Origin of the sequence: Vibrio sp. SCSIO 43136 (genome assembly GCF_023716565.1) — a bacterium.
GTDB lineage: Bacteria > Pseudomonadota > Gammaproteobacteria > Enterobacterales > Vibrionaceae > Vibrio.
Genome location: NZ_CP071849.1, coordinates 317,584 through 329,656 on the forward strand (window position 1 = coordinate 317,584; position 12,073 = coordinate 329,656).

Annotated in this window: 9 protein-coding genes; 6 read left to right on the forward strand and 3 right to left on the reverse strand. The window is 44.6% G+C overall.

Features of this window, described 5'->3' with window-relative positions; genetic code table 11:
- Window positions 1–150 precede the first annotated feature (150 nt).
- Both J4N39_RS16145 and J4N39_RS16150 read left to right on the forward strand, forming a co-directional pair.
- Complete coding sequence (locus J4N39_RS16145; protein ID WP_252025807.1) at window positions 151–1,251, forward strand: Fic family protein; 1,101 nt, start codon at window positions 151–153, stop codon at window positions 1,249–1,251.
- 171 nt (window positions 1,252–1,422) lie between these two features.
- Window positions 1,423–3,855 carry an SIR2 family NAD-dependent protein deacylase gene (locus J4N39_RS16150; protein ID WP_252025809.1) on the forward strand — a complete coding sequence of 811 codons (2,433 nt, stop codon included), beginning with the start codon at window positions 1,423–1,425 and terminating at the stop codon, window positions 3,853–3,855.
- A 22-nt stretch (window positions 3,856–3,877) separates the two neighbouring features.
- Here the strand turns inward: J4N39_RS16150 and dhaR are convergent, their stop codons facing one another.
- The 3 genes from dhaR to J4N39_RS16165 form a co-directional block, all read right to left on the reverse strand.
- Complete coding sequence (gene dhaR, locus J4N39_RS16155; RefSeq protein WP_252025811.1) at window positions 3,878–5,791, reverse strand: dihydroxyacetone kinase operon transcriptional regulator DhaR; 1,914 nt, start codon at window positions 5,789–5,791, stop codon at window positions 3,878–3,880.
- 171 nt (window positions 5,792–5,962) lie between these two features.
- The gene (locus J4N39_RS16160) at window positions 5,963–6,724 is read right to left on the reverse strand and encodes a DeoR/GlpR family DNA-binding transcription regulator (RefSeq protein WP_252025813.1); all 762 of its coding nucleotides are present in this window, start codon (window positions 6,722–6,724) and stop codon (window positions 5,963–5,965) included.
- A 19-nt stretch (window positions 6,725–6,743) separates the two neighbouring features.
- On the reverse strand, window positions 6,744–7,625 hold the full coding sequence (locus tag J4N39_RS16165; RefSeq protein WP_252025815.1) for a PfkB family carbohydrate kinase: 882 nt from the start codon (window positions 7,623–7,625) through the stop codon (window positions 6,744–6,746).
- A 221-nt stretch (window positions 7,626–7,846) separates the two neighbouring features.
- On the opposite strand from J4N39_RS16165, the gene yihU reads away from it, so the two are divergent.
- The 4 genes from yihU (at window position 7,847) to J4N39_RS16185 (ending at window position 11,953) form a co-directional block, all read left to right on the forward strand.
- Window positions 7,847–8,740 carry a sulfolactaldehyde 3-reductase gene (gene yihU, locus J4N39_RS16170; protein ID WP_252025817.1) on the forward strand — a complete coding sequence of 298 codons (894 nt, stop codon included), beginning with the start codon at window positions 7,847–7,849 and terminating at the stop codon, window positions 8,738–8,740.
- 21 nt (window positions 8,741–8,761) lie between these two features.
- Window positions 8,762–9,802, forward strand: a complete 1,041-nt coding sequence (locus J4N39_RS16175) for an aldose epimerase family protein (RefSeq protein WP_252025819.1) — start codon at window positions 8,762–8,764, stop codon at window positions 9,800–9,802.
- A gap of 68 nt (window positions 9,803–9,870) precedes the next feature.
- Window positions 9,871–10,611, forward strand: a complete 741-nt coding sequence (locus J4N39_RS16180) for a sulfite exporter TauE/SafE family protein (RefSeq protein ID WP_252025821.1) — start codon at window positions 9,871–9,873, stop codon at window positions 10,609–10,611.
- Between the two features lie 91 nt (window positions 10,612–10,702).
- Window positions 10,703–11,953 carry an AGE family epimerase/isomerase gene (locus tag J4N39_RS16185; protein WP_252025823.1) on the forward strand — a complete coding sequence of 417 codons (1,251 nt, stop codon included), beginning with the start codon at window positions 10,703–10,705 and terminating at the stop codon, window positions 11,951–11,953.
- Window positions 11,954–12,073 lie beyond the last annotated feature (120 nt).

Consider the following 12,073-nt stretch of genomic DNA (forward strand, 5'->3'; position numbering starts at 1 on the left):
CCTATCTCCTGTGGTTGTGCCAATATTGTAGTTGCTAGCCGATATGATGCGAAAGATAGAGCCAATCTAATCACATAATGATTTGAATAACCACCTAATCTAATCATAATATGATTAGATTAGGTGGTTATTCGCATCATAGGTACCGTTATGTGGGTCTGGCAACAGCAAGAGTGGCCTCACTTTACGTGGGACAAAAACGTTATAGAACCGTTGGTTAGGGAGACTCGTCTCAACCAGGGCGTGCTATTGGGCAAAATGACCAGTCAGCCCACAGATCAAAAGCAAAGTATGCTTGATACCTTGCTTGCAAACATTGTTCACTCTAGTGCAATCGAGGGTGAAAAGCTGAATGCATTTTCCGTTCGCTCCTCGCTTGCGAATAAACTAGGTGTTTGTGAAGAAAGACCTTTCCCAACTACAGATCAAACCGATGGCCTTGCAGAAATCATGCTGGATGCCGTTGAGAACTTAGAGTCACCTCTAACCCTAGATCGTATCTTACACTGGCATAAGCGACTCTTCCCTGAAGGCTACACTATGTTCAACCCTGTGATCGGTGGTCAGCTACGAGGTAATGAACCCATGCAGGTAGTTTCCGGCCGAATTGACCGACCAACGGTACACTTTGAAGCCCCTAGCCGAGATGTGCTGGATCGTGAGCTTCAAACATTAGTTGAATGGTTTAATGCATCCCAAAGCGATGTATCGCTAGATCCGCTATTACGAGCTGCCATCACGCATCTTTGGTTTATCACACTTCACCCGTTAGATGATGGTAATGGGCGGATTACTCGTTTATTAACTGATCTAGCTTTAGCCCAAGCCGAGCAGCAGTCAGTGCGCTTCTACGCCATGTCAGTTGGGATTCTTGCCAACCGCAAAGCCTATTACGAGATACTAGAACAGACACAGAAAGGTGGTTTGGATATCACCCAATGGCTTGTATGGTTCTTTAATACCTTGAACGAGACCTTTGCTGAGGTGCTTAAGGAGATCGACCAGACGATCTTTAAAACCAATTTCTGGCGTAATGTTGATCAAACCAAATTGGCAGCAGAGCAAGTTAAAGTGCTTAATCGAATGCTTGATGGGGATTTTGAGCAAGGGATTAATGCTACTCAGTATCACAAGGTTGCTAAGGTCAGTAAGCCGACTGCTACTAGGCACTTGGCTTCGCTGGTTGAGATGGGATGTTTGGTTAAGTCTGGTGGTGGGCGGAGTACTAGGTACTTGTTAACTAAGGAGTGATTAGCTAATCATGCCTTAACTCGCTGGGCAATTAAAGCCAACCTTCATTTGTATTTTATAAAAGAAGGTTTCTGTGTGATAAGAGTCTACTAACACGAAACCAGATTCCAAACTTTAGGTGCCTATGTGCATAATGTTGAGATTGCATTTATTTACTAGGTCATAATTGGTATGAGTATTTCGTTGGAATCAGTTGTAGACAGTATCGAACCGTCAAAAACAGTACTTTTTTTTGGAGCTGGATCTTCAATTCCCTCAGGAGCCCCAAGTGTTTCAGGCTTGATTTCTGAGATAGGAAGAAAATTCAATTTAGATACTGACGGATATAGTTTAACTGAGCTATCTAGTTTGGCTGAGGATAAAACTTCACGTAAGGAACTTATTAGCTTTCTGCGGCCTATGTTTGAGCGGCAGCGTGTTACGGGGGCTATGTTAAACTTGCCTTTATATAAGTGGAAAAATATATACACAACAAATTATGATACATTTATTGAGCAAGCATATTCAAAAAAAGAAATACCATTACCAGTATTAAGTACAAATTACGATTTTGCAGAACAAACCCACCCTGAAGTTACAAAGTTATATAAGCTTCATGGGACGATTGATAAGGATATCTCTGATGGTCACCAAAGCAGAATTATCATATCTGAAACTGATTATGACCATACAAGTGATTATAGGGATGCATTATGGGATGCTTTTAAGTTCGATATGAGTTCAAGTAGTTTAGTTATAATTGGCTATTCACTTTCTGATTCTCATATAAAAGACTTGGTAAATAGAGCTATAAAAATAAATAATCAATCACATTCCCCTGCAACAATATATTTGATTTTATATACAAAAGATGAAAATAGAGCTTCACTTTTAGAGAAAAGGGGGGTGAAAGTGGCATTCGGTAGTGTCGATGATTTTTTCTCGCAACTACATAAGTTTAATGAGCCTGAAAAGGTGCTATATACAAGCTCCGGGAATCCATTCGATAGATATCCACTATTGCAGGCAATAACATATACAGTAAAAGATCAACTTAGAAACACCGATAAAAACGTAAGTGCAATGTTTCATGGTTGGCCTGCTACATATTCTGACATCAAAGCAGGGCTAACTTTTGAAAGGCCTATATCTCGAAGGATAAAAGATGCTCTTAACTTAACCGATGTGCTTATGTGTACAATTCTAGGTCCTAGTGGAATGGGGAAGAGCACGTTAGCCAGACAGGTTCTATTGAGCTATCACAATAAAGGGCTACATTGTTGGGAACATAAAAGTAGCCATCAATTTCTTCCTCATGAGTGGCGTGGTGTTGCAAGACTTTTGGAAAGTAACAACCAAAAAGGGGTTGTGCTAGTAGATGATGCACATATACATTTGAACGAAATAAACACTTTGGCTGATTTGCTATCAGCTGATGGAAACAATAGTTTAAAAGTAATTTTGACATCTACTAGGAATAAGTGGTATCCAAGGATAAAATCCCCTACAGTATTTAATAAAGGTGAAGAGTTTGTTGTTAGAAAACTATGTGAAGTTGAAATTGAAAATTTATTAAATCTTGTCGAGTCTCATCCGGAACTACAACCTTTAGTTGCTAATACATTTGCTGGTTTTTCTAAGTCTGAACGAAAACGACGGCTTACTGCTAAATGTGAATCAGATACATTTGTTTGTTTGAAAAACATATTTGCCTCAGAGCAGTTTGATGACATTGTTCTGAGAGAGTTTGCTGATCTAGAGCCGGAACTAAGGGAAATATATAGGTTGGTAAGTGCAATGGAAAGCGCAGGAGTGAATGTTCATAGACAACTAGTTATTAGGCTTCTAGGGATTCCAGCACAATCCGTCGCTGCATCTATTTCTAATCTAGTTGATATAATACATGAATATACCATTAGTGACAGAGAAGGTATATATGGTTGGAAGGGGCGTCACCCTGTCATTACTGATATTATTTCTAAGTATAAGATGCAAGATGAAACTGAATACTATCAGCTTTTTGAACGGGTAATAGATAGCATAATACCGACATATGATGTAGAGATTAGAACAATCAAACAGTTATGCGATTTTGATAGTGGGATAAGCAGATTCCCAGATAAACAAAAAAGAAATAAACTGTTAAGAAAAATGATTTCCAAGGCTCCAGGAGAGAGAATACCTAGACATAGACTTATTCGGTATCTAATTGATATTAATGAGCTAGAAAAAGCTGAAACTGAGATAAGATTATATGAAAATGATTTTAAACAAGACTCAGCAATGTTTAGGTATCAGGCACTTCTACTAATGGCTAGATCTGAACGAACAAAAGGGATATTAGACGAGGATCGAGTTTCAATATTAGAAATGGCTCGAATAAAAGTAGCTAAAGGTATAGAAAAGTTTAAAAACAACAAACACTTACTTAAGACGTATTGTGATGTTGGCTTAGAGTTATTTAAGCGAACGGGAAATGCAGAGTCCTTTGATGAAGCTTTAGTTCACCTCAAGTTGGCAGAAGAAAGGTTAGGCGACCCTGAAATTACGACGTCTATAATTGTACTTGAGCAACAATTTTCAAGAATTCAATTAGACGCACAAGAAAAAGTTGAAGAGGCTTAGGTATGTATGGGTGTTGGTTGATCTACCCCTCAACCAACCCATACTTCTTAACCTTCCTCCAAAGCGTAGTCCGCCCAATTTGTAACACTTTCGCCATTACCTGCATTTTCCCATCATAGCGCTCCCAAGCATCAATGATCGCTCGCTTCTCAATCTCTTCCAGTGATAGCCCTTCATTCGGGTTAGCGTCTCCATCACTTTGTAGCAGATCACTAGGGATATCCATCAGTTGGATAAGGTTGCTACTACGGTTGAGTAAGATTTTCTCCATGCGGTTTTTCAGCTCAGAGTTGTTGCCTTGCCAGCGGTAATTGAGTAAAGCCGCTTTGGCTTCTGTCCCTAGTTCTACCTTGTTTCCGTGGCGCTTTTGGTAGATGGAGAGTAGCTGCTCAATAATGAGCTCTATATCTTCACTGCGCTGGTAAAGTGGTGAGATTTCAAGTTCATTAGAGGAGATCTCATAGTAGAGTTGACGGCTAAAATAATCTTGGGCGACATACTCACGGATGTCTTCGCTAGTGCTGGTGACGAGCTGGAATTTTACCGGGATAAGGCGCTGGCTATTGTGGCGGCTAATCAAGCCAGTTTTAAGGTACTTTAGCAATACCGCTTGAAGCTCTTGGCTCAAATATTCGAAGTTTTCAAGATACAGTGTGCCGTCATGGGCTAGTTCAAATTTGGATGGCTGACCATTGTCGTCATCGTAGCCCAGCGTATCTCTAAGCATTTGCTCATTATTGAGTGAGCGGCAATTGAGGCTAATAAATGGCCCTTGTCGGTATTCACTTTCGCTGTGGATTGCCATGGCTAGGGTGCTTTTTCCCACGCCTTCTTCACCGGTAAGCAAGATTGGGGATTTGGATTTTATTGCCCTTTTGGCCATGGTGATGACCCGCTGCATTTTTTGTGAGCGAGCAGGTAGAGATTCGAAAGTGTGTTTGACACTGCTTCCGACCTGCTGCTGAGCAAGTTTGCGGATCTTATCCAGAGGATGAGTGAAGAGGAGTGAACTACCATCCGCCATGGGTGTATAGGTCACTATTGCTTCGATAAATGCGCTGTTCACTTCAATGGTGGTTTGAAGACGCTCAATACGCTCTCTTTGCTGGATCTTAACCATCAAGTTAGGTGGAAAGCGGATGATGTTGAATACATCTCTATCCAATACTTTTTGTGGATTGAGGCCAAGCAGTTGCTGGTTTTGATGACTGGCAATTGTGATGCGGTTGTCTGTATCCCAACCGAGCAAACCATCGTCCATGTTTTCTAATGTGGTTTGATGTGCGCACATCAAACGGTGCATGTTGTCTTGTTCAGAATCGATGTGGATTTGTAGCGAAACTTCTTTTGCACACGCATCGACAACAATAGTGCTTTCAAGGCAGTGATCTTCTGCAGGCCGCACCATGGTGACACAGCCTCGCAAACGACCGAGCGTATCGAAAATTGGGGCAGCGCTAGTCACATAAGGATGAAGGTGGCGGTTAAAATGTTCAGCAGCTAAGACTTCGCTACTTTGGTGTGTTTCGAGAGCAATGCTGGTGGCATTTGTCCCCATTTTACCTTCGGCGATGAAGCAGCCGGTTTTTATGCCGAGCTGCTGTAGCTCTTCTAACAGTTTTGGATGACCAACAGTATGGAGCACACAGCCGTTATCGTCGGTGACAAACATCATAACTTGTTTGTCGCCAAACTGGTCATAGGTATCTTCGATAACCGTGGTAGCGCAGCCGATGATGCGTTGATTACGCTTCATCAAGGAGCTAAGGGTATGCCCAGAGGCGATATGAGGTTTCGACCAATGGTAGGCGCTGCAACGCTTACTGCTGCGCTCCCAAGATTCGACCACGGGTGTGTGGGCGAAATCAGGAGAGACCCAGTGGTGTTTTTGGAAGAAATCCCACTTCTTTTTAGTGTCTTCTATTTGGTCTAGCATGAAGCTTTGCCTATACCTTGCAGAGGCTCTTAGCTCCTCCCCTTTTCCAAGGGGAGGCTGGGAGGGGTTCTGAAAGGAGCTTAAGTCCTGCGCATGAATTTAGGTCTGTGCAGAACCCCCTCCAGCTCCCCCTTGGAAAGTGGGAGAGCGGTTTTTCACACGCTGCTAAAACTAACCTTCACAAACCTCTAAGTTAACGCCTTCTTTCTCAGCGGTTGCTCGAAGTTCTGGACTTACAGGTTCATTGGTAAATAAGAAGCTAGCATCACGAATGTGGCCAAGTTGAATCGAGCCTTTCGGAATAAACTTGGTTGAGTCTAAAGCCAGCATTACGTGTCTTGCTGAACTCATGGCTTTTTGAGTGATCAAAGTTTCGTTGAGATCGTACTCAAGCAATGTCCCATCTACATCCATTGAACCTGCGCTGGTGACCAAGTAGTCGAAGCGGAAGTTGGCGATAAAATCCAATGCTTCTGTCCCTGCAATACCACCGTTGGTCGCTTTTACCTTGCCACTTGGGATCAGCACATCAAACGTTTTGTTGCTGTGCAAAATATTGGCAACGCGCAAACTGTTGGTGATAACTTGCAAGTTACTTTTATTGAGCAGATGGCTAGCCACGACTTCCATGGTTGTACCAATCGTGATGAATACCGTTGAATTATCTGGGATCATCTCGGCAATGCGTTTTGCAATGGCGTTTTTCTCAGATGTTTCGGACACTTTACGCACCTCGTAATCGAGGTTGGTTTTGGTCGCAGGTGAACTGGCACCACCATGGTGACGGATCAACAGGCGTTCATCACTTAACTTCTTAATATCACGGCGAATCGTTTGAGTAGATACGTCTAGCTGTTCGGCCAGATCTTCAACCGTGTAGTAGCCTTTATCAATTACGAGCTTTAATAATTTATCTTGTCTTGGATTCGTCACCGCTAACTTCCATTTCTATTTATATCTGTGAATCGACGACTGAGCGTGTCGGTATGCCTTCCCTGCCACCGCGCTTAGTACATTTCAGCGCCGCTACTGTATTTGAAAACTTAATTGCGTCACGTGTTGCCATTTGCTCAGCAACGGCCACAACGAATGCTCCATGGAACACATCACCAGCACCAGTGGTGTCGACAACATCGACCTTAAGTCCTGATTGATGAGCAATTTCTCCATCTTCTAACCAGTAGCAACCTTCGGAGCCCACAGTAACATACACTTTCCCTTTTGTCTGTTTCTGAGCGATTTTGAGTCCTTCAATTGGATCTGTGACACCAGTGAAGCGTTCAAGCCCTGGTTCAGAGAAAGCAACGTGGTCTGCAAGTGCGACCAAATCATCGATTGGTTCAGGAGTGAGGTCTGCATCTAATACTGATGGAATGCCGTACTGTTTCGCTTGTTCTAGAGCGTATTTCGCTCCTTCTGTCCAGCGTACATCGGTCAATACCGCTTGGTAATTTGAAAAGTTGATCGCCTTAAGCGGGGTGATGTCTCGAGATAGCGAAGGATCTTGATAGTTGATGATCATTCGTTCGCCTTCGTCGTCCACTAAAATCGCCGAAAATGCGGAACTGGCATTGGTGATTTTGATACAGCTATCGGTGTTGACCCCATAGCCAGCAAGCTCTGTGAGCATAGTGTCGGCAACACCATCACAGCCTACGCGGCCGATAAAATCAACCTCATGTCCAAGTTTTGCCACAGCAACCGCTGCCGTAGCGGCAGGACCACCACCCACCTCGTAGTAATCAGTGGCGACGTATTTCCCCCCCGCAGTAGGCAGGTTGGCAACTCTTTGAATTCGATCAAGAACGGTAATACCGAGACACGCTATCGACATTTGGAAACTCTCATATTGTTAGGTATTGGCAATGCCGCATGAGTCAGCATTACCTCGGATGATTTCATTATACGATGCGCTTTAAAGGTATCTGAGAGAACTGTCACATAACGAAACCAAATCAACAAAAAACAACAAAATGTGACAAACCTAATAGTTATTAATTTCTGTCCGCCTATAGTGAACATACATTTCGTTAGCTCACAAAAAAGGACAATTTCATGTCAACTATTGGATTTATCGGTCTTGGTCAAATGGGTAGCCCTATGGCGACTACCTTGATCAATGGTGGTCACACGGTATGCGTTTTCGACATTAATCAATGTGCAGTCAATGAGTTAGTAGAAAAAGGCGCCCACGCAGCAAGCACTCCAGCACAAGCTGCAAGCGAAGCTGAGTTTGTTATTACCATGCTTCCAAACGGAAAACTGGTCCGTGAAGTCGTATTTGGTGTAAACGGTATCACAGAGACGTTGAGTAAAGATGCGTTGGTGATCGACATGTCATCGATTCATCCATTTGAAACCGATGCACTGGTCTCAGAAATGACAGAAAAAGGCTACGCCATGATGGAAGCCCCAGTTGGCCGTACATCTGATCATGCGGTACGCGGCGAGCTGCTTATTTTGGCCGGTGGTACGAAAGAGCAAATTGAGCGAGCTCAGCCATTATTCGACTGCATGGGTTCAGAAACGATTGATGCTGGTGGTCCGGGTAAAGGTATTCGCGTCAAGATGGTCAATAACTACATGAGTATTGCATTGAACGCATTGTCGGCAGAAGCGGCAACCTTATCTGAGGCGATTGGTTTGGATTTTGAAACTGCACTTGCGGTGATGAGTGGCACTCCAGCGGGCAATGGTCACTTCAAGACGACTTGGCCAAACAAAGTGCTGGCTGGCGATCTTAGCCCTGCATTCATGGTTGACCTAGCCCACAAAGATCTGGGAATTGCGTTGGATTTGGCGAATCAAGTTAACGTGCCAATGCCATGCGGCGCTGCGTCTCGTGAACTGTACAGCATTGCTCGCGCAGCAGGCCGTGGTCGTCAGGACTGGACATCAGTATTTGAGCAGCTTCGAGTCACTTCAGGTCTTGAACCTAAGATCAAATAACCTACTGAAGAGGCAGAATTCGTGAAGATTTCAATCGAAGATTGGGGGCAAGTAGAAGGGCAACCGCTCCCAGTAAAACTGTTTAGTATCGAAAACTCCCAAGGAATGCAGATCAAGGTAACCAACTATGGCTGCATTGTGACTTCGATTGAAGTCCCTGACCGAAATGGCCAACTTGCCGATGTCGTTTTAGGGTATGAAAGCCTAGATAAGTATCTGGGGGGACACCCGTTCTTTGGTGCCATCGCTGGGCGTTTTGCCAACCGAATCAAAGATGGTCGCTATGAGTTGGATGGTGAGGTATTTCGCTTAGAAACCAATGAGCCACCAACGACACAGCACTTACACGGTGGTAGCAAAGGTTTTGACAAATATGTTTGGAACTTCGCCGTTGAAGAGTGTACCGACGCGGTTTATCTACATTTGAGCCGCATTTCACCAGACGGTGAATCGGGGTATGGCGGCACTTTGACGGTGACTCATACCATAGGTTTGGATGAGCATAACCAAGTGCACTACAACTTTTCGGCAACCACGGATAAGCCGACAGTCGTCAATCTAGTTAACCACAGTTACTACAACTTGGCTGGTCACGATGCAGGGACTGTGAATGGACACCAATTAAAGCTTCATAGTGATTTCTATACACCAGTGACGGATAAACTGATCCCAACGGGTGAAATCAAAAGTGTGCGCAATAGCGATCTTGATTTTACGGTCGTTCGAGAGATCGGCTGCGGGGAGTATGACCATAATTTCGTTCTCAACCAGCAAGAGAAAGAAGGGGACTATCATTTGGCGGCAGAGCTATATGAGCCAGTCAGTGGTCGTGCGATGACGGTGCTGACGACTCAGCCCGGTGTCCAGTTTTATAACGGTTACAAGCTATCGAACAAGCCGTGGCACGGGCGTAACGGGCATAAGTACGAGTCACGAGAAGGCATGTGTTTGGAAACTCAGCACTTCCCTGATAGCCCGAACCAAGCGCATTTCCCGAGTGTTCGCTTGAATCCGGGTGAAGTCTATGAAGAAAAGACCCTTCACCGATTCGGTGTGAAATAAAACATCAATAATAATTTCGGATTTAACTAACCTTTTGGGCGGCCTGCCGCCCCTTTTTAGGACCCATTATGGATACCACCCTAATTCTGGTCTCAATGATCATCGCACTGGCGGGCTTTACCCAAGGCCTGACAGGCTTCGGTTCAGCTTTGGTTTCAGTGCCTTTGCTATCAATGATTGTTGGGGCCCAAACCGCTGTGCCGATTGCGGGTATTTTCGGTTGGCTAGTGACTTTGCCCATCGTTTGGAAAATGAAAGAGCACATCCAGCATCGAACAGGGTTGATCTTGTTTGCTGGTGCTGTACCAGCCTCATTTGTGGGTGCAAAGCTACTCGCCAACATGCCATCTCATTACATTTTGATCACCATGGGTGTCGTGTTGATTGTTTCAAGTTTGCATTCACTGCGCTCGACTAAGCCTTTGTTTCAAAAGACCTCTATTCCTGTCACTGTCGGTGCGGGGTTCACATCTGGCGTGTTAGGGGCGAGCGTAGGTGAGTCTGGGCCTCCAGTTATCGCTTACACCTCTATGCAGCCTTGGACAGCGGATCAAACCAAATCAACATTGGCATTCTTTTTTATGCTGCAGATGATTGGGGCGAACGTGAGTTTCTATACCGAAGGCCTTATCACTGAAGATGTGATCTCTTATGTCGTGTCGGCTCTGCCTGCGTTTGCGGTTGGCTTAACAGGCGGCATGGTCGGATACCACTTCTTGCAAAAATACAAAATTGATTATCACAAGATCGTGCATACCTTCCTTTTGGTCATTGGTTGTGCATTAGTGTTTAAAAATGTCCATTTGTGATTGTTTCTGTCACAAATGATAGCTATCTAACAGAATTGAAAATCAACGGCTGATAATTTCAGCGGTAATAAATAATAACGAGGAAACCCCTATGAAATGGATTAACACCCGCTCTCATAACTCATGGTTAGAGACTGAAACAGACCGAATTTTTGAATTCGGCAGAAAATCAGTGGTACCAAATGGGTTTGGTTGGGTTGGCAACAACGGCAATATCCGTGAAGAGATGGGCACACGTCTTTGGATCACAGCACGCATGTTGCACTGTTACTCGCTTGCAGCCCTGATGGGGCGCCCTGGCGCTTACGACTTAGTCGAGCACGGTATTACAGCACTTGAAGGCCCACTTAAAGATAAAGAGCACGGTGGCTGGTTCGCAACTATCGATAATGAAGGTGAAGGCATTGTCGACAACTCTAAGCAGGGTTATCAACACGCTTTTGTCTTGCTTGGTGCTGCGAGCGCAGTGACCACGGGCCACCCACGAGCTCGAGCACTGCTTGATGAAGCTATCACAGTATATGACAAGCACTTCTGGGTCGAAGAGAAACAGATGTGTTATGAGTCTTGGGATCAAGCTTGGACGGAAACTGAGGCTTATCGTGGCGGTAACATGGCGATGCACTCAGTTGAAGCATTCTTGATTGTTTATGATGTAACCAAAGATAAGAAGTGGCTAGATCGTGCATTAAACATCACTGAGTTCATGGTGCATAAGACTGCAAAAGGCTTGAACTACCGAGTGAATGAACACTTCGACTCAGATTGGAATCCACTTCCAGACTACAACAAAGACACGCCAGCGAGTCACTTCCGTGCATATGGTGGTACACCGGGCCACTGGATTGAGTGGGGTCGTTTGATCTGTCACTTACGTGCCACCTTACTTGAAATTGGTGAAGAAGCTCCAGAATGGTTACTTGAAGATGCGGTAGGTCTATTCGATGCGACTGTCCGTGATGCATGGGCAGTGGATGGCGCTCCGGGCTTTGTCTATTCCGTGGATTGGGATGGCAAACCTGTCGTGCGTGAGCGTATTCGTTGGGCACCAGTAGAAGCGATTGGTACGGCTTACGCCCTGTATGAGGTTACAGGTGATGAGAAGTACCAGCAGTGGTATCGTACTTGGTGGGATTACTGCCGAACCTACCTTATCGATTATGAAGGCTGCTCTTGGTGGCAAGAGCTAGACGTCAACAACCAAGCCGGTACCAGTGTGGTTTGGGATGGTAAACAAGATATCTACCACTTAATGCATTGCTTGGTGATCCCTCGCTTGCCATTGACTCCTGGTCTTGCACCAGCAGTGGCTGCAGGTTTGCTTGATAAGAATATGCAATAGCCGGATTCGAATACCTGTAAAAAAGCGCTCGATGCAATGCATTGAGCGCTTTTTTTGAATATGGGGTGGGCTTGGTTGTGTGTTGTCGGTGTAAGTGGGCATAGCTTAAAGATTGGTTGT

What these genes read in the sequence shown, in the direction of transcription:
- J4N39_RS16145 (WP_252025807.1), top strand. Translation starts at nt 151, where the DNA reads ATGTGGGTCTGGCAACAGCAAGAGTGGCCTCACTTTACGTGGGACAAA.
- J4N39_RS16150 (WP_252025809.1), top strand. Translation starts at nt 1,423, where the DNA reads ATGAGTATTTCGTTGGAATCAGTTGTAGACAGTATCGAACCGTCAAAA.
- dhaR (WP_252025811.1), bottom strand. Translation starts at nt 5,791, where the DNA reads ATGCTAGACCAAATAGAAGACACTAAAAAGAAGTGGGATTTCTTCCAA.
- J4N39_RS16165 (WP_252025815.1), bottom strand. Translation starts at nt 7,625, where the DNA reads ATGTCGATAGCGTGTCTCGGTATTACCGTTCTTGATCGAATTCAAAGA.
- yihU (WP_252025817.1), top strand. Translation starts at nt 7,847, where the DNA reads ATGTCAACTATTGGATTTATCGGTCTTGGTCAAATGGGTAGCCCTATG.
- J4N39_RS16180 (WP_252025821.1), top strand. Translation starts at nt 9,871, where the DNA reads ATGGATACCACCCTAATTCTGGTCTCAATGATCATCGCACTGGCGGGC.
- J4N39_RS16185 (WP_252025823.1), top strand. Translation starts at nt 10,703, where the DNA reads ATGAAATGGATTAACACCCGCTCTCATAACTCATGGTTAGAGACTGAA.